Here is a 17,802-nt window from a genome sequence, read left to right on the forward strand (position 1 = left end):
AGTATATTATGAAGAAATTATATATATTATTGGCTTTAGGCTTACTCTTTTCTTCTTGTAAGAAGTTTTTAGACACGAAGCCTACTGATTTTGTTTCGCCAGGAAACTATTTCAAAACAGAGACCGATATCAATACCGCGTTGGCGGGTGTCTATGATATCCTCGGAAAAACGGGCACTTATGGTAGATCATTCTATGTAGAGTTCGACTTGAATGACCAATGGTTTGATTCGAGAAGTAATGTGATTACAGGAATGACCGTGAACAATTATACCATATCGGATAATACAATCAACACCACATGGGAATTATTGTATGACGGTGTAAAGCGAGCAAATATCTTTTTAGAAAATGTAGATAGAGCAGAGATAGAAACAAAAAAGAAAAATTTTGCTAAAGGCGAAGCTATGTTCTTACGTGCTTACTATTATTTCCTGCTTTGTAACTATTGGGGCGATGTTCCTTTGAGAACTACTTCAGTAACTAGTGCTAAAGAAGTTAACTTCAAGAACACACCATCTGCTCAAATTTACGACTTTGTAGCTGCCGAAATGGAAAAAGCAGCCGATCTTGTTGACGTAAGCACTTCTTTCCAATATAACAGCAGAATAACAAAAACAGTTGTTTGGGGCATTTTGGCAAGGGTAAATCTTAAAATGGCTGGAGCACCACTAAACAAAACCGAACGTTATGCTGAAGCAAGAAAATGGGCTAAAATGGTAATCGATGATGGCAAACATTCTTTAAATCCTGATTACGAGAACGTGTTCATTAAGATGTGCCGAGACGAATATGATACCCAATATCGTGAAAGTATGTGGGAAGTTGAGTTCAACAAAATATCTACAGGTGGGCAGGAAGAAGAAGGATCTGTTGGTTCTATCAATGGGATAGCAAATTCAGATAGAGTTTTTGGCTATAGCTATGGCGTGCCCCGTGTTACCCAAAAATACTTTGATTCTTTTGAACCAACAGATGCTAGAAGAGATTGGAACATCGGTCCATACAGTTATGGAACAGTAAATGGAATTGCTAATTCGAGAGTTTATTTTAATTCCACACAAATCTATAACAGGAATACTGCAAAATGGAGAAGAGAGTATGAAACAGCACAGCCTAAAAACTTAGGGACAACTCCAATTAACTTCCCTATTTTACGTTATGCTGACGTGCTTTTAATGTTTGCTGAAGCTGACAATGAAATTAATGGCCCAACCCAAGAAGCTATTGAATATGTAGAGCTGGTTCGTAAAAGAGGTTATGCGATTGACTTTAAAGGGCGCATCATCAAAACTATCAATGTTACTTCGGGAGGCGCTGGTTATACCGCAGCTCCAACAGTGAGTATTTCTGGCGGTGGCGGCTCTGGAGCATCGGCTGTAGCAACAATAAGCAATGGCAGCGTTAATGCTATCAACATCATTTTAAGAGGTTCTAAGTTTACTTCAATACCAACCATCTCTCTTACGGGAGGTGCAGGTACAGGGGCAACCGCCACTGCAGCATTAACTGACTTAACCGATGCGGATGTAAATAGAAGCATTAATAAAGTTGATTTTAAAGAGCTTATTAGAGAAGAGCGTAGCAAAGAATTAGGCTATGAGGGTTTGAGAAAGTTTGATCTTGTAAGATGGGGCGAGTATGTTAGTACAATGCAGAATCTCGCTACCGAAATCAGATTAGGCGCTCCTACTAATTACAGATTTGCAGCAACTGGGGCCTCAAATGTTACAGATAGGGATGTTTTAAATCCGATTCCTTCTAGAGAAGTTATGCTTAATAAAGCAATTAGTCAAAATAAAGGTTGGTAATTAATTATTAAATCATGAAAAATTTAATTTATTCACTGGCATTAATCTCTGCGCTGTTCCTTTCGGCGTGCAATAAAGATGATGTTGTTACGCCAGATTTTAATGTCGATGTAAATAAAAAGGAGGTAAAAGTAAACGATTCTATCACCTTTACTTTCGCTGGCACCCCAGATGTTATTACTTTTTATTCTGGAGAAAAGAACCGCGAATACCAGCACAAAGATAGAACCAAATTGGAAGGAGGAAAAAAAGAATTAACTATAAAAAGTCAAGTTACCTATGGTCGTCAAACTGATAACCTTAGACTAATGGTTTCTTCTAACTTTGATGGAAATTATACCGTCGAATCTCTAAAGGCGGCAACGTGGACAGATATTACTAGTAGATTTACATGGTCCGTGTCTCCTGCGGGTGTACTTGGTCCACAAACAACCTCTCCAACAGTAGATGTATCAGACCTTTTTGTTGAGGGCAAACCTTTGTTCTTTGGTTTTAAATACCAAGGGGAAGCTACCACAACCGGTACAACTACCACACAAAGAGGGTGGAGAATATACGATTTTAACCTCAACAATACATTCCCAGATGGAACAGTAGCCGCAATAGCTACCCGTGCCACCGGCGGTTGGCAACCTATCAATGTTACCGATGCTGTACTAGCTAATGGCAATAGCAAATGGGTTTATATCAGTACCATGTTTTACTATGACCCTGCTTCAAGTCTTTTAGCTTCTGAAGGCTGGTACGTAACAAAAGCGCTTTTGGCAGATGGCGTTTCTCCAGACAAGGGCGTTCCAATAAAAGAATATAGCCAGCGTAGAGAAAGCTACAACTATGCATTTAGCACTCCCGGAACTTACAAAGTTACTTTCGTTGCGTCTAATGTAAACTACACCGGCCAGAAACAAGTAGTTAAAGAAGTAGAAATTAAAGTGGTGCCTTAGGCTGTACTTAATGAACAAACGTTTAAATAGTCTCGATGCTTTTAGAGGGCTTGCCATACTTTGTATGGTGCTCTCTAGTAGCATTGCTTTTGGCGAAATGATGCCGGCTTGGATGTTTCATGCCCAGGTTCCTCCGCCAAACCATGTATTTAATCCCAACTTACCGGGCATTACATGGGTCGATTTGGTATTTCCGTTTTTCTTGTTTTCTATGGGGGCGGCCATTCCTTTGGCATTAAATAAAAAGGCTGAGGCGGAACCATTCTATAAGATATTCATACAACTATTTACACGATTAGCACTTTTGGTGCTTTTCGCAATTTTCACCTTCCATGCTAGGGCTTGGGTAATGGAAAAAACACCAAGCACATTTACACATCTAATTTCTATTGCGGCGTTTGCCTGTCTGTTCCTTATTTACGGAAATTGGAACGTTTTTGTAAACACCAAACTTGCCGCAGCTTTAAAAATTATCGGTATTAGCTTAGCTGTTGCTTTCTTAGCTTTTTATGCTTTTGCCTACGGCGATTTCAGTTTGGCAAAGAGCGATATCATTATCATCGTATTAGCTAATATGGCTTTCTTCGGTGGCTTGATTTGGTACTTCACTCGTAAGCAACCACTTTGGCGAATTGCGATTTTACCTTTTGTGATGGCGGTATTTTTAGCTTCCAAAGAAGATGGCAGCATTAATGAATTGATTTTTAACAGCACTCCTGCCGACTGGATTTACAAGTTCTACTACCTTAAATATTTGTTCATTATTATTCCGGGCACTTTTGCTGGAGAATGGTTTATTAAAGAAAGTAAGAACGAAAATTCCGAGGCCACCCCTAAAAAAGTATTGTCGCTTATTGCGTTAATTGCTATTATCATCGTTTTTGTAAACCTATGGGGATTATTTACCAGAAACTTAGAAGCAAACCTTTTGCTTAATATTTTAGGATGCACATGCTTATTACTTCTAGCAAGAGATGTAAAAAAGAGCGACCTCGTTAAGAATATGATTTCAGCTGGAGCATATCTACTTTTATTAGGCTTATTTTTCGAAGCTTACGAAGGCGGTATCAAGAAAGATTTTTCTACCTACAGCTATTATTTTGTTTGCTCTGGATTATCGTTCTTAACCTTATTAGCTTTCAGCTTAATTGAGAAATTGGGCTATCTAAAATCAGTAACAAACTTTTTAGCCAGCAATGGTAAAAACCCAATGATTGCCTACACTGCAGGAAATTTATTGCTTATCCCATTATTAAAAATTACTACGCTCTCTACTTTTTTAGATGCAATGAATACCAGTGCCTTTATCGGCTTTGCCAGAGGTGTTATATTTACAGGTATTGTTGCATTAATTACCGTTCTATTTACACGCCTCAAATTTTTCTGGAAAACCTAACAAACACACAATTGGAACAAAATAAAAATATCAACCCCATAAAATGGATACCGAGCACATGGTTTGCTATGGGTTTACCCAACTTGGTACTGGGCGGTACATTGCTATCGCTTTTGTACAAAAACATGGGTTTTTCAGATACTGAGATTACCGTTTACACGGGTATCATCATTTTACCTTGGAGCTTTAAACCACTTTGGGGGCCGTTTATGGAGCTGTACAAAACCAAAAAGTTCTACATCTACGGTTCTCAAATATTAGCAGGGCTATTGTTCGCCGTTGCCGCTGGTTTATTGTTTCTAGATAATTTCTTCGCCGCTTCTGTAGTTGTCTTTTTACTGATTGCCTTTTTAGGTGCTACGCAAGATATCGCTGCCGATGGTCTGTACCTACAATCGTTAAGTAATAAAGACCAAGCTAAATACGTAGGTTGGCAAGGAACGTTCTATAACTTCGCCAAACTTTTCTCTAACGGAGGAATGGTGTTTTTAGTAGGCGTACTTATTCCGCTTTACGGCAACACCAAAGCTTGGGCGATTATTTTATTGGTTTACGCCGCAGTAATGTTTTTGTTGGGTTTGTACAACAAAAAAGCTTTACCTCAAACACAAACCCAAGTTCAAGTGCAAACTACGGCACAAGTTTGGCAAACGCTAAGTGACGTAATCACCAGCTTTTTCAGAAAGAAACACATTTGGTTCGGTATTTTATTCATCGTTTTATATCGCTTTGCGGAGGGACAAGCCATTAAAATTATGCCGCTGTTTTTTAAAGCCGCGAAAGATGTTGGTGGTTTGGGGCTTAGTGAAGCCACTTTAGGTATGCTCACCGGTATTTATGGCACCATTGCTTTCGTACTGGGCTCATTAACTGCCGGATATTTTGTATCAAACAAAGGCTTGAACCGTAAAACTTTACTGTTGCTTTGTGCTTGTTTTAACCTGCCGTTTATTACTTACGCTTACTTGGCATTTACACAAACATCAAACTTATTTATCATTGGAAGTTCGGTTGCTATCGAGCATTTCGGTTACGGTTTCGGTTTTATCGGTATCATATTGTTTATCATGCAGCAAATTGCACCAGGCAAATATCAAATGGCACATTATGCTTTTGGTAGCGCTATCACTTATTTCGGCTATACGTTGGCCAGTATGATTAGCGGTCCAATTAGCGATTATTTAGGTTACAAAGACTTTTTTATATGGGTGCTAATTGCAACTATCCCAGCTTTTATTGCCACTTGGATTGTGCCTTTAAAGAAATCTGAAGAAGAGAAGAACCAAGGGGAATTGATTAACGAATAACATGAAGAAATTAATATACACCTTTTACTTTATCGTTGCTGCTCATTCGTTGAATGCGCAAGAAACCGTTGCTGTAGATAGTGGCTATGTAAACAGCCACTATACGCAACGATTGGATTTTTTTAGAAAGATGCCCAACCGCAAAGGAGAAATTGCTTTTGTAGGCAACAGCTTAACCGAGGGCGGAAAATGGCAGGAACTTATTCGCAAGAAAAACATCATTAACAGAGGCATTAGTGGCGATGTAACTTATGGTATTTTGGCTCGTTTGGATGAAGTTTTAGAGTCGAAACCTGCAAAAATATTTTTGTTGAGCGGCGTAAATGATATGAAACGTGGCACTCCAAATGATGTGATTTTAGCCAATTTCAAACGCATGATTGTGATGGTAAAAACGCAATCGCCGAAAACCAAACTGTATATGCAAAGCTTACTGCCAGTTAATGAAGCGATGTTACCAGCGACTTATGCCCAAGTGAAGAACAGCAAAATCAATGATTTGAACCAAAAGCTGGAAGCACTTTGTAAAGAAATGGGTGTGTTTTACATCAACCTACATCCAGCGTTAGCTGATGAAAAAGGGAATTTGAAAAAGGAATTGAGCCTAGACGGCTTGCACTTGCGCCACGCTTCTTATGTGTATTGGGCTGAGGAATTAAAAAGATTAAAGGTTATTTAAGGATGAGGAATACAAAAAATAAATTAAATCGTCATTGCGAGAGTTTACTCCGATATGTCGGAAAGGAACGACGAAGCAATCTTTCAAATATGATAACCTCTCGCTTTAAGATTGCTTTCCCGAAGCGTCGGGATAAACTGTGCCTCGCAATGACGGCAGGGTGCACAAGTCTGCTTATCATAGCAACCGTATTCTTTAGCGCCGCCCAAGCACAAACCGTAAAAATCGATAGCAATTACGCCAATTGGTACTATCAACAACGCATGGAGTATTTTGCCAAAACGCCCATCCCTAAAAATGCGATTATCTTTTTAGGAAACAGCATTACCGAGAGAGCGGAGTGGCAAGAATTATTGGCAGATAGCAAATATCCGGTAGTAAACAGAGGCATTGGTGGCGATAACTCTTTCGGCATTTTAGCTAGAATGGACGAAATTGTAGCCGCAAAACCTAAAGCCATTTACTTAATGGATGGCATTAACGACCAGTTCCGCAAGCTGCCTCATGATGTAAGTGTGTACAACTACAAACGCATCATCAGAAAGATTAAACAGCAGTCGCCAAACACGAAAATTTACGTGGAAAGCTGTTTGCCTATTAACGAAAGCATGACCAAAGAGGCTTACACCAAAGACCGCAATGTTTTGGTGCCAGCACTCAATAAAAAAATTAAGGCATTGGCCGAAGAAGAAGGCGTGACTTACATCGATATCTGTCCGCTATTTCAGGATGATAAAGGTGTATTAAAGCAAGAATTTACGATGGATGGCGTGCATTTAAAAGCCGCAGCCTATATCGATTGGGTAAAATTTTTAAAGGATAATAAGTATTTGTAAGGTTGGTTAAAAACCTTTCATCAACATAATTAAGAAGAAAAAGAATGAGAATAACGGGAACTTTTATTGATGAGATTTCTCACGATATCCCACACCAAAACTGGGGAAGAGAAGAATGGGCAAAGGATTTTGCGCACATGAAAGCAATGGGGATTGATACAGTAATTCTCATTAGGAGCGGTTATCGCAGGTTTATTACCTATCCATCGGTTTACCTAAAAAATAAATTTGGCTGCTACGAACCGCCTATCGATTTGGTAGAACTGTATTTAGAACTGGCGGATGAACACGACATGAAATTCTATTTCGGTTTGTACGACAGTGGCCATTACTGGGATACAGGAAATTTACAGCACGAAATTGATGCTAACCGCTACGTTATCGATGAAGTTTGGGCCAAGTACGGACACCACAAAAGTTTCGGTGGTTGGTACCTGAGCATGGAAATCAGTCGCCGCACCAAAGGAGCTACCGAAGCTTTTAACACTTTGGGCTTGCAGTGCAAAGGCGTAAGCAATGGTTTGCCAACTTTCATCTCCCCATGGATTGATGGTAAAAAAGCGGTAATGGCTGCGGAAGCGACCTTGACCAAAGAAAACGCAGTATCGCTGAAAGAACACGAAGATGAGTGGTCGGAGATTTTTGCTGGCTTAAAAGGTTCTATCGATGCAGTTGCTTTTCAGGATGGCCACGTAGATTACCACGAGCTGCAAGATTTCTTTGAAGTGAACAAGAAAATGGCTGATAAATTCGGTTTGCAATGCTGGACCAACGCCGAAAGTTTCGACCGCGATATGCCCATCAAATTCCTTCCTATCAAATTCGAAAAACTAAGATTAAAACTAGAAGCGGCAAGAAAAGCAGGTTACGATAAAGCCATCACTTTCGAGTTTTCACACTTTATGAGCCCACAATCGGCTTACTTACAAGCGCAACACCTTTATAATAGATACCAAGAATACGCAAAGACTTTATAAGATGAACAAGTACATAGATATATACAAGAACGAATTGCTAAACGAGATTGTTCCCTTTTGGAGCAAAAACTCTTTAGATAGAGATGCAGGGGGATATTTTACCTGTTTAGATGCCAAAGGAAATGTCTACGATACCGATAAATTTGCTTGGTTGCAAGGCCGTCAAATCTGGACATATTCGATGCTTTTTGATAAAGTAGAAGCCAAACAAGAATGGAAAGATATTGCAGAATTGGGTGCTTCTTTCATGAGAAAACATGGTAGAGATGCCAATGGCGATTGGTATTTTTCTTTTACCAAAGAGGGGAAACCTTTAGTGCAACCTTACAACATTTTCTCTGATTGCTTTGCTACAATGGGCTTTGGCGCACTTTGTAAAATCAACAACAGCAATGAAGATGCCGACATCGCATTAAAGACTTTCAACAGAATTTTAGAGAGAAGAAACAATCCAAAAGGTAAATACAGTAAAGGCTTTCTCGGTACCAGAGATTTAAAGAACTTCTCGTTACCGATGATTTTGTGCAATCTATCTTTAGAGTTAGAGCACTTGTTAGATAAATCTACCGTAGATGGTTTAATTGACGAGGTTTTACACGAAGTGATGTCTGTGTTTTATCAACCACAATCGGGATTGATTTTGGAGAACGTTTATCAGGATGGTAGCTTCTCAAATTCTTATGAAGGAAGAGTAGTAAACCCTGGTCACATTATCGAAGCCATGTGGTTTATCATGGATTTGGCCGTAAGGAAAAACGACAAAGCGTTAGTAGACAAAGCTCTTGAAATTGCATTTACAGCATTAGAATTTGGTTGGGATGATAAACATGATGGTATTTTGTACTTCAAAGATATCAAAGGGCATCCGGTACAACAATTAGAGTGGGACCAAAAGCTTTGGTGGGTACACGTAGAGGCTTTGGTAACTATGGCAAAAGGCTACGCCATTACCCAAAATGAAAAGTGTGCAGTGTGGTTCGAAAAACTTCACGATTACACTTGGAAGAACTTTAGAGATGCAGAAAATGGTGGCGAGTGGTACGGTTATTTAAATCGCAGAGGCGAAGTTTCTATTCCTGCAAAGGGTGGTAAATGGAAGGGTTGTTTCCACATTCCAAGAGCATTATATCAGGTTTATCATACTTTAGAAACAGTGGCTGTACCTGCGATATGAGACAGAAGATTTTCCTAATAATTTTTCTTTTAGCCAATAGTGCATGGGCACAAAAAGGCAGCTTCACACTAGCTTCTCCAGACGGAAGGCTTAAAGCATTAATTAATACAGATAAACGTATTGATATTTGCGTGCTTCAAGAAAAAGATACCGTTCTAAGGCCTTCAACAATTAAAATGGATATTGTTGGAAAACCTTCTTTTGGAACTAATCCGAAAGTTGTAAAGAGCATTTTTTCGAAAAATAAACGACAAAAAATAGAAAGCCCTTTTTATAAGAAAAGTACTATTTCGGACACTTATAATGAAGTAAGCCTTTCATTTAAAGGAAACTATAGCCTAACCGTTAGAGCTTATAATGAGGGGGTAGCTTATCATTTTTCGAGCTCTTTAAAAGAACCTTTTTTAGTTAAAAATGAAACTGCCGATTTTATTTTCCCCGACGATGCTAATGCCTATATCCCCTATGTAAAAGTGAGAGGTGCTGAACTAACGATGGAACGTCAGTTTAACAACTCTTTCGAAAACACTTATACCTATGGGAAACTAACGGCTATGGATACGAATAGGCTTGCCTTTTTGCCTTTACTTATAGAAACAAAGAGCAAGAGAAAAGTACTGATTACAGAAGCTGACCTAGAAGCATATCCAGGGATGTACCTCAGGAACATTGATAGAAAAAATAAGCTTTCGGCTGTATTTGCGCCCTATCCTAAAACTTTAGAACACGGCGGCTATAACAAATTACAGTTATTAGTTAAAGAAAGAGAGCCTTACATTGCTAAAGTTTCGTCTCCTAGAAATTTTCCTTGGAGAATTATTTCCGTAGTAAAAAATGATGCAGAACTTCTAGATAATGATATGGTCTATAAATTGGCTTCTCCATCTAAAATTGATGATGTTTCATGGATAAAACCAGGAAAAGCAGCTTGGGATTGGTGGAATGCATGGAACTTATACGGCGTAGATTTTAGAGCCGGAATAAATACTGAAACCTATAAATACTATATTGATTTTGCATCAAAAAAAGGATTGGAATATGTAGTGATTGATGAAGGTTGGGCTGTAAACTTAAAGTTCGACCTCAAGCAAGTTGTATCAGCTATCAACCTACCAGAGCTAATCAATTATGCTAAGCAAAAAAATGTGGGTATCATTTTATGGGCAGGATATTATGCTTTCGAAAAGGATATGGAAGAAGTTTGCAGGCATTACTCGGCTTTGGGAGTAAAGGGATTTAAAGTAGATTTTATGGATAGAGACGACCAGTTGATGGTGGATTTCTATTATAAAGCGGCAAAAACAGCAGCAAAGTATAAACTAATCCTTAACCTTCATGGTGCTTACAAACCTACCGGACTACAGAGAACGTATCCAAATGTGCTTAATTTTGAAGGCATACATGGTATGGAGCAAATGAAATGGGTAGATATCAAAACTGACCAAGTTACTTACGATGTTACTTTTCCATTTATCAGAATGGTAGCGGGGCCTGTAGATTATACACAAGGCGCAATGAGAAATGCATCTAAGAACAACTACAGAGCAGTTAGTCAAGAAGCCATGAGCCAAGGTACCAGATGTAGACAATTAGCTTCCTATATCGTGTTTGATGCGCCACTAGCTATGCTATGTGATAATCCAGTAAATTATGAGAAGGAAGAAGAAAGCATCTCATTTATTTCTAAAATACCAACCTTTTGGGACCAAACCTTTCCTTTAGAAAGTAAAATTGGAGAATACATTGTTATCGCCAGAAAAAAAGGTGATGACTGGTTTATAGGCGGCTTAAACAATTGGAACAAAAGAAGTATTAATTTGGACCTTTCGTTTCTAAATAAAGACGCTAAAGAAGTGGAAATTTTTGTTGATGGAATTAATGCTGACAGGGTTGCGAGAGACTACAAAAGAAAAAAAATCCAACTTTCAGAAAATAGAACTTTAAAAGTAGATATGGCACCAGGGGGTGGATTTGCCATAAAAATATCTACACTTAAGGTGAATTAACAATGATTATTTTTATCGCGGGGGGAAAATATTAAAACTCCTCTCGTGATAAATTTAATTTGAGATACACCTATATAATGCTGTTTAAATGACGTCCTAGTCTTCTACGCCGAAATATTGCATGCATTTACTTCTCTTAAGATACGGCAAAAAAACAAAGGGATGTTCAAATTGAACATCCCTTTTCCTTTTCTAACTGACCCTGAAATAAATTTATTACATAGCTTTCCGCTTCGCTACAGGTCAGCGTGACGAGATATTTGCGGTTCGTCTCCCGAAATAAACGGGACTAGCTTTTAGGAGCCTGTTGTAGTCGATTTATTTAATCGAAGTTGGGTTAGTAGCAGAAACGGGATGTTCATCTGAACATCCCGTTTTTATAATAAAACTCGTTTTAATTAACCCTCAAAGTTGCCGAGTTATACCTCACGCTTACTTTCACATTAGAAGCACCACCTCTACCAATTGTTCCAGTGTAATCTTTTCTAGAGCTGCTACCTCTATCATCGTCATCTCCCACTCTTCTAGCATTTATACCCTCTCCTACTTTTAAACTTCCATATTGGGTATCTACATTTAAGCTGCCTCCATAGTTTGAGGCAAAACCTAACATTACGCTTAAATATTGTGCATCTATATTTACTATTTTACTACTTGCCTCTACCTTCTCTACAGACAACCTGCTGCCATATTGACCTTTGGCAGTCATGTTTCCAGTTAATCTTCCAACTCTAACTGCCGCATATTGAGCGGTAAGGCTTAAGTTATCAACTTGCTCAATATTTAAACCGCTACCATATTGTATCTTAATCCCTGCATCTCCTTTAATCGCTCCTACTTTTACCGAAGCGTACTGTGCATCTAAATCTAAGTTACCACCTACTGAAGCAATAGTTAAACCACTGCCATATTGTTGTCTAATGCTTGCGTTTCTTTTCACATCACCAATACGTACAGTAGCGTATTGAGCGTTAAGGTTCAAATCTCCAATAGAGGCGATGGTTAATCCGCTACCATATTGCTGTTTGATAGTTGCTTTATTCACATCTTGCAAATCAACACTAGTGTATTGTGCCGAAATAAAGTTATTGATATTGCTTAAATTTCCTGTAATTAGTTTTCCGTACTGTACCCTAAGCGATGTTGGTCCCGAAAAATCTGGTAATTCTACATTTCCGTATTGCTGCGAAGCAGTGAGTGCAGCGCTTGAAGGCAAATAGACGGTCATAAATATTTTCACTTCTCTACGCCATCTTTTACCGTTTCTGCTGCCATTTCCCCAATTACCATTTCTATCTTCCATTTGGGTTTTGAAAACAGCCTCATCACCATTCTTCGAACTCGAGATAGAAACATTGTCGATTAGCTTTTGGGCTTCATCTTCCGAGTTAGCAAATGCTCTAATGTCAGCATCAACTTTTACTTCATTTTTATCCCAGGTTTTAACAATAAGATTTCCATAGATATTAGAAATATTCACTTTCTCTCCCCTGCCCAAACCATAAGATTTTGAAAAAGATTTTGTTCTTTGAGGATCATCGTACTGACCCTGTTGTGGAGTGGAAGTCGTATAGGTTTCCGTAAATGTTTCCGTCTTACCGTTTTTGGTTGATCTATGACGGGTAGTGGTGGTTGACCTTGAAGTACTGTTACTATACGACTCAACTTGTGGTGTTGGAGGTGTTGGTGGCGTAGGCAGTGTACCGCCTACTTGTGCACTTGCTTGCATAAGAACCCCAAAGAAGGTCGATATGCTAAATATGATTTTTTTCATTTGCTTTAAATTGTTTTGAGTTTATTACTCGTTTGTTTGTTTAGAGCAAACCTGTTTCAAATACATTATAACCGACGTCGAACGAAATAAGTATTAGATGGTTTTCTCCTCTTTTTTATATTGATTGACTTGATTGATAATATATAATTGCTGACTAATCATCTGCAATTGTATCTCTAGATTTTTCATCATCGCTTTGCCCACCAAACCTTTATTAGGGCTTGTTTGTAATTGTTTTTTCAGTTCCTGATAGTCGTTATCTAACTTTCCCATATCAGCTATAAACTGTTTATAAAGTTCAGGATCTGCTCCCGCTAAAGTTTGCAGACTGTCTCTTTTTTCTTCGATTAAACTAGTGAACCTTACTTCCTTTTTACCCATCCCAGGGTTAACATCTGCAACCAAAATCTCAGCACTTGTTCTTTGGTATTGGTAGCCAAAATAAACCCCTACTGTAAGCACCAACATTGCAGCAATACTCATCCATTGATACATTCCAAAGGTCTTTTTAACTGGCTTTTTTTTATCCAATTCGGCTTCTATTTTGCTCCACAGCACATCCGATGGACCTTTTACCTCAAATTCTCTTTTGTTGTCTTTTACAAACCCCTCTAATTTATTGCTCATCTTGCTACTCCTTTCGTTACTAATAAACTATTCAACTTTCTTTTTGCTCGCATATACTGTGTACGCGATGTATTTTCTGTTATTTTTAAAATATGTGCAATTTCTTCGTGGTCGTACCCTTCAAAAAGGTATAAACTTAACACCACTCTATAGCCATCAGGTAGTTCAGCCATTGCACTCTTTATAGCTTCTACCTTTAAATGTGTTTCTTCAAAATCTGGCGTTGGTTCATCTGGCACATCTACCTCATCTACACTAACGGTTTCCATTTTTCGCTTACGCAAATAATTAATAGACCTGTTAATCACGATTTGTTTTAACCACAACCCAAAAGTTGTTTCCTGTCTAAAATCCGCAATGCGATTAAAAGCATCTAAAAAAGCTTCCTGCAAAACATCTTCAGCTTCGGCATCGTCATTCACAATTCGCAGTGCCACGTTGTACATAGCCGTAGCATACAGCTTGTAAATTTCAAATTGTGCTTTCCGACTGCCGTTGCGGCATTCGTTTACTAAATCTGCATGCTTGTCTATGTAAACTGTTTCCAAATTTTAAACATTCTCTAAAGCGTTCTAATCAAAAGACAACGTGGTTTTCAAAACGTTGCACCGTGCTACAAAAATATTTTATTTGTTTTAGGAAAAGCAGTTTCATTGTTACTATTTTCGGAGTTCTGCTTTACGCTGTAATCCTTGTATCCCTCTCCCGCTAGTTCAAATGTAGATAAACTGAAAGATAAATCTCACCATTATAAATTTCTCATTCACCTTCAATAACGTAACCCAGACTCTCTCATATTTTACCTTCCTGAGACTAAGCTTTTTCTGCTAACATCTACCTTTGTGTAATTAAATAGAAAGAAATGAAAATAGAAATATGGTCTGATGTGATGTGTCCTTTCTGCTACATAGGCAAAAGACATTTAGAACAAGCATTGGCAGATCTTCCTTTTCAAAAAGATATCGAGATTGATTGGAAAAGTTACCAACTTAACCCAGCATATAAAAACGAGAATAGCGAAAGTTTGTACGATTACCTTTCAACCAACAAAGGCATCAGTTTAGCGCAAGCCAAGCAAATGACAACCCAAGTTGCAGAAATGGCTAATAATGTGGGTTTAAAACTTGATTTTGAGAAGAGTATTCCAGCTAATTCTTTTAATGCACATCGGTTAATACATTTTGCTGCAAGCAAAGGCAAGCAAGATTTAGCAGAAGAAGAATTATTTAAAGCTCATTTTGAAGATGCGAAGAATATTGACGATGTAAATGCGCTTTTAGATATAGCTACTAACTTAGGTTTAGATAGAAATGAAACAAAATCTGTTTTAGAAAGCAATGCTTTTGAAGAAGAAGTGAGGTACGATATTTACGAAAGCCAGCAATTAGGTGTTAGAGGCGTCCCATTTTTTGTGATGGACAGAAAGTATGCACTATCAGGAGCGCAGCCTGTAGATGCGTTTAAACAAACGATTACGCAAAGTTATAACGAATGGAAAGTAGCACAAGAAAATTCATCCTTAAAAAGTTTAAATACAACGGATGCTAATAGTTGCGATGAGAATGGTTGTGAGGTATAGAGACCGACGTTAATGATTCATGCCTCGCAATGAAGGCAAATTATAAAAAAAAGGCGATTAGAAATTCTAATCGCCTTTTTTTAATTTGTTGCTTACTATTATTTATTCAAAGGAGCCAACTTATTTGTGTTTTTGCTCAGCTTCGAGCTTTCGGTTTGCTTCATGAAATCAACCATGATATTCATGCTTTCATCCTCAATAAAATCAGAAGCTTCTTGTTTCGGTGTTTTCTCTCCTTTTTTAAGTGGAGCTAATCCTTTTTCTGCTCTAACTTGGTTTAACCTTGCCAAAGATTTAGCTTCCAGCGCCTCACGTTCTGCTTTTAATTTCGTTTCATTTAAAGTTACCGAAGTTTCGTTTTCTCTTTTCTTGCTTTCAGCGATGTCTTCTTTCAGCATTTTGTAATCTAGCGATTTCGTCATACGTTTTTCGTGTAACTTATTCAGATTAACCTTAATCGCATTCAAATCATAAACAGTGTTATAAGTTGATGGATTTACCACATCGAAAGGCAAAGCAGAAGGCTCGGTGTCTTCTCCAATTTTATCTAACGGATAGATAGATGGGAAATTCACATCAGGGATTACACCTTTATGCTGTGTACTGTTTCCGCTTACACGGTAAAACTTAGCCATAGTTAAGTTAATTTGACCTAACTGAGGCACACCATTTTTATCTACAATAGTTACTGTTGGAGAGTTAAGATCTTTCTTCGCTGCTTTTTTCTCGTCTTCGTTCTTTTTAAACAATGCCGCCAACTTTTGCAGCATCGAAGAGTTCATTAAAGAGTTTAGATCGATAGAAGACTGAACCGTTCCTTTTCCATAAGATTGGGTTCCCATTACAATGCCACGTCCATAATCTTGTATCGCACCAGCGAAAATTTCAGAAGCAGAAGCACTTAATCTGTCAATCATTACCCCAAGAGGTCCATCCCAAGTAATGGCATTGTCTTCATCTTTATAAACTTTTACACTATTTCTGTAATCCTTAACCTGCACTACAGGGCCTTTGCCAATAAATAAACCAGAAAGTTCAATCGCTTCGTTTAAAGAACCACCACCGTTTGCCCTAAGGTCAACCACAATAGCATCAACCTTGTCCATGTTTTTAAGTGTGTCAATCAATAAACGAACATCTCTAGTGGTGCTCTTATAGTTCGGATCTCCGGCATTTGCAGCTTTAAAATCTGCATAAAAAGCAGGAATTTTAATCACCCCAATTTTGTAAGGTTTGCCATCATTCTCTACAGTTTTTACAATCTTTTTAGCCGATTGCTCAGCTAAGATGATCTTCTCTCTTACCAAGGTAATAATTTGCGGCTTAGATGAAAGTTCTTGTCCCGAAGGAATAACTTTTAAACGAACTGTGGTACCTTTTGGCCCCTTGATTTTAGATACTGCGTTATCAATTCTCCATCCAATAATATCCTCAAATTCACCATCGGTACCTTGCGCAACAGCAATGATTTTATCGCCAGCGTTAAGCTTTTTGCTTTTAAAAGCAGGACCACCAGGCATTACAGAGGCAATTTTGGTCACTTCATTTTCAGATTGTAAAACAGCGCCAATACCTTCCAACGAACGCGACATTTCTTGGTTAAAGGCTTCAGCATTACGTGGGTTAAAATAGTTGGTATGCGGATCAATAGCTTCGGTAAATGAGTCCATCAAGATTTGAAATACATCCTGATTGTTGAATTTTGCCGCTTGAGATTTTAGGTTGGTATAACGTTTAGTTAACGTTTCCACATTTTTCGCTTCGTCTGTACCAGCAATCTTAAGGTTTACCAGCTCATATTTCACACGTTTTTTCCAAATTTCGTCTAGCTCAGCTTTGCTTTTGGTCCAGGGAAGTTTTTCCCTATCGTAAACATAAGTGTCGTTTTGACTAAAATCGTACTTGTTCTTAATCTGAGAAACGGAATAATCTACACGCTCATTATATCGCTTTAAATAAACATTAAAAATGTAGAAAGGCGTACTAAGATCCCCAATTCTTAAATCGTCATCTAAGCTGTGTCTGTTAGCTTCAAATTCTTTGATATCACTTTCTAAGAAGTAATATTTAGACGGGTCTAAGGCTTTGATGTATCTATCAAAAATAATCGATGAGATCGAATCGTTTAGCTTTATCTTCTTGTAGTTATAATTCTCAATTAACCCCACTACTTCTTTAGCTACCAAACTTTGTTGCTCGTCTGGTTTTATGTTCGAAATACCATCTACCGGTTTTTGGGCCTTTGGCGAGGCTGTGCAGGCTAAAACTGCAGCGGTAAAGGTAATGGCAAATATTCTTTTCAGCATTTCTCTAACTGTTTTAAAATCCATTCTTATAAAATCATTATCCAATATGATACCAATTTCTTAAATAAACAAAAAAGATACAGTTTTAGTCTGTATCTTTTTTGTAAAGATTGTAAAAAGAACGGGATCTATCTTACTAAATTGTTTTTCATTGCCAAAACAACCAGCCCCACAATACTTTTCACTTTTGTTTTCTTGAAGATATTCTTTCGATGCGTTTCTACCGTTCTCTTACTGATGCTCAGATGTGCGGCAATATCTTCGTTACTATACTCTTGTGTAATTAAACGAATAATTTCTAGTTCGCGAGCACTTAACAGCGCCGCAAGGTTTGTTTTAGGTTTCATGAGAGAGGGCTTTATTTAGATAAAATTAGAGAACAAGAA

The 17,802-nt window shown here is 38.1% G+C and carries 15 protein-coding genes; 10 read left to right on the forward strand and 5 right to left on the reverse strand.

Annotation, left to right across the window (positions count from 1 at the left end; translation table 11 throughout):
- The first annotated feature begins 8 nt into the window (after window positions 1–8).
- From REI64_RS09415 to REI64_RS09455, 9 genes are all read left to right on the forward strand, one after another.
- Window positions 9–1,811, forward strand: coding sequence for a RagB/SusD family nutrient uptake outer membrane protein (locus tag REI64_RS09415; RefSeq protein ID WP_308849860.1), 1,803 nt, complete (start codon window positions 9–11; stop codon window positions 1,809–1,811).
- A gap of 14 nt (window positions 1,812–1,825) precedes the next feature.
- A complete protein-coding gene (locus REI64_RS09420) occupies window positions 1,826–2,755 on the forward strand; it encodes a DUF5017 domain-containing protein (RefSeq protein WP_308849861.1) in 930 nt (309 codons plus the stop codon).
- A 10-nt stretch (window positions 2,756–2,765) separates the two neighbouring features.
- Window positions 2,766–4,151, forward strand: a complete 1,386-nt coding sequence (locus REI64_RS09425) for a DUF5009 domain-containing protein (protein WP_308849862.1) — start codon at window positions 2,766–2,768, stop codon at window positions 4,149–4,151.
- Between the two features lie 11 nt (window positions 4,152–4,162).
- Window positions 4,163–5,458, forward strand: a complete 1,296-nt coding sequence (locus REI64_RS09430) for an MFS transporter (protein WP_308849863.1) — start codon at window positions 4,163–4,165, stop codon at window positions 5,456–5,458.
- A 1-nt stretch (window position 5,459) separates the two neighbouring features.
- Entirely contained in the window at window positions 5,460–6,137 is a 678-nt protein-coding gene (locus REI64_RS09435) for a GDSL-type esterase/lipase family protein (protein ID WP_308849864.1), read from the forward strand.
- Between the two features lie 149 nt (window positions 6,138–6,286).
- Complete coding sequence (locus REI64_RS09440) at window positions 6,287–6,973, forward strand: GDSL-type esterase/lipase family protein (RefSeq protein WP_308849865.1); 687 nt, start codon at window positions 6,287–6,289, stop codon at window positions 6,971–6,973.
- Window positions 6,974–7,017: 44 nt separating this feature from the next.
- Window positions 7,018–7,950, forward strand: a complete 933-nt coding sequence (locus tag REI64_RS09445) for a DUF4434 domain-containing protein (protein ID WP_308849866.1) — start codon at window positions 7,018–7,020, stop codon at window positions 7,948–7,950.
- Window position 7,951: 1 nt separating this feature from the next.
- Complete coding sequence (locus REI64_RS09450; RefSeq protein WP_308849867.1) at window positions 7,952–9,124, forward strand: AGE family epimerase/isomerase; 1,173 nt, start codon at window positions 7,952–7,954, stop codon at window positions 9,122–9,124.
- Complete coding sequence (locus REI64_RS09455; RefSeq protein ID WP_308849868.1) at window positions 9,121–11,130, forward strand: glycoside hydrolase family 97 protein; 2,010 nt, start codon at window positions 9,121–9,123, stop codon at window positions 11,128–11,130. Before REI64_RS09450 ends, REI64_RS09455 begins: the two co-directional genes overlap by 4 nt.
- 394 nt (window positions 11,131–11,524) lie before the next feature.
- On the opposite strand, the gene REI64_RS09460 is transcribed toward REI64_RS09455, so the two are convergent.
- The 3 genes from REI64_RS09460 to REI64_RS09470 all read right to left on the reverse strand — a co-directional run bounded on the left by REI64_RS09460 (window position 11,525) and on the right by REI64_RS09470 (window position 14,079).
- Window positions 11,525–12,904, reverse strand: coding sequence for a hypothetical protein (locus REI64_RS09460; RefSeq protein WP_308849869.1), 1,380 nt, complete (start codon window positions 12,902–12,904; stop codon window positions 11,525–11,527).
- 93 nt (window positions 12,905–12,997) lie between these two features.
- Window positions 12,998–13,531 (reverse strand): hypothetical protein, encoded by a 534-nt coding sequence (locus REI64_RS09465; RefSeq protein WP_308849870.1) that lies wholly within the window; start codon window positions 13,529–13,531, stop codon window positions 12,998–13,000.
- Window positions 13,528–14,079, reverse strand: coding sequence for a sigma-70 family RNA polymerase sigma factor (locus REI64_RS09470; RefSeq protein WP_308849871.1), 552 nt, complete (start codon window positions 14,077–14,079; stop codon window positions 13,528–13,530). Before REI64_RS09470 ends, REI64_RS09465 begins: the two co-directional genes overlap by 4 nt.
- A 314-nt stretch (window positions 14,080–14,393) precedes the next feature.
- On the opposite strand from REI64_RS09470, the gene REI64_RS09475 reads away from it, so the two are divergent.
- Entirely contained in the window at window positions 14,394–15,110 is a 717-nt protein-coding gene (locus REI64_RS09475; protein WP_308849872.1) for a DsbA family oxidoreductase, read from the forward strand.
- A gap of 98 nt (window positions 15,111–15,208) precedes the next feature.
- On the opposite strand, the gene REI64_RS09480 is transcribed toward REI64_RS09475, so the two are convergent.
- Together REI64_RS09480 and REI64_RS09485 are read right to left on the reverse strand one after the other, a co-directional pair.
- Entirely contained in the window at window positions 15,209–17,416 is a 2,208-nt protein-coding gene (locus REI64_RS09480; protein WP_308849873.1) for a carboxy terminal-processing peptidase, read from the reverse strand.
- A 128-nt stretch (window positions 17,417–17,544) separates the two neighbouring features.
- Complete coding sequence (locus REI64_RS09485; protein WP_308849874.1) at window positions 17,545–17,763, reverse strand: LuxR C-terminal-related transcriptional regulator; 219 nt, start codon at window positions 17,761–17,763, stop codon at window positions 17,545–17,547.
- Between the last annotated feature and the right edge of the window lie 39 nt (window positions 17,764–17,802).

The sequence above is a fragment of the Pedobacter sp. genome (assembly GCF_031119335.1).
In the GTDB taxonomy this organism is placed as follows: Bacteria; Bacteroidota; Bacteroidia; order Sphingobacteriales; family Sphingobacteriaceae; genus Pedobacter.

Coding starts and splice junctions, on each gene's coding strand:
- REI64_RS09415 (WP_308849860.1), top strand. CDS start 9: ATGAAGAAATTATATATATTATTGGCTTTAGGCTTACTCTTTTCTTCT.
- REI64_RS09420 (WP_308849861.1), top strand. CDS start 1,826: ATGAAAAATTTAATTTATTCACTGGCATTAATCTCTGCGCTGTTCCTT.
- REI64_RS09425 (WP_308849862.1), top strand. CDS start 2,766: ATGAACAAACGTTTAAATAGTCTCGATGCTTTTAGAGGGCTTGCCATA.
- REI64_RS09435 (WP_308849864.1), top strand. CDS start 5,460: ATGAAGAAATTAATATACACCTTTTACTTTATCGTTGCTGCTCATTCG.
- REI64_RS09440 (WP_308849865.1), top strand. CDS start 6,287: ATGACGGCAGGGTGCACAAGTCTGCTTATCATAGCAACCGTATTCTTT.
- REI64_RS09445 (WP_308849866.1), top strand. CDS start 7,018: ATGAGAATAACGGGAACTTTTATTGATGAGATTTCTCACGATATCCCA.
- REI64_RS09450 (WP_308849867.1), top strand. CDS start 7,952: ATGAACAAGTACATAGATATATACAAGAACGAATTGCTAAACGAGATT.
- REI64_RS09455 (WP_308849868.1), top strand. CDS start 9,121: ATGAGACAGAAGATTTTCCTAATAATTTTTCTTTTAGCCAATAGTGCA.
- REI64_RS09460 (WP_308849869.1), bottom strand. CDS start 12,904: ATGAAAAAAATCATATTTAGCATATCGACCTTCTTTGGGGTTCTTATG.
- REI64_RS09465 (WP_308849870.1), bottom strand. CDS start 13,531: ATGAGCAATAAATTAGAGGGGTTTGTAAAAGACAACAAAAGAGAATTT.
- REI64_RS09475 (WP_308849872.1), top strand. CDS start 14,394: ATGAAAATAGAAATATGGTCTGATGTGATGTGTCCTTTCTGCTACATA.
- REI64_RS09480 (WP_308849873.1), bottom strand. CDS start 17,416: ATGCTGAAAAGAATATTTGCCATTACCTTTACCGCTGCAGTTTTAGCC.
- REI64_RS09485 (WP_308849874.1), bottom strand. CDS start 17,763: ATGAAACCTAAAACAAACCTTGCGGCGCTGTTAAGTGCTCGCGAACTA.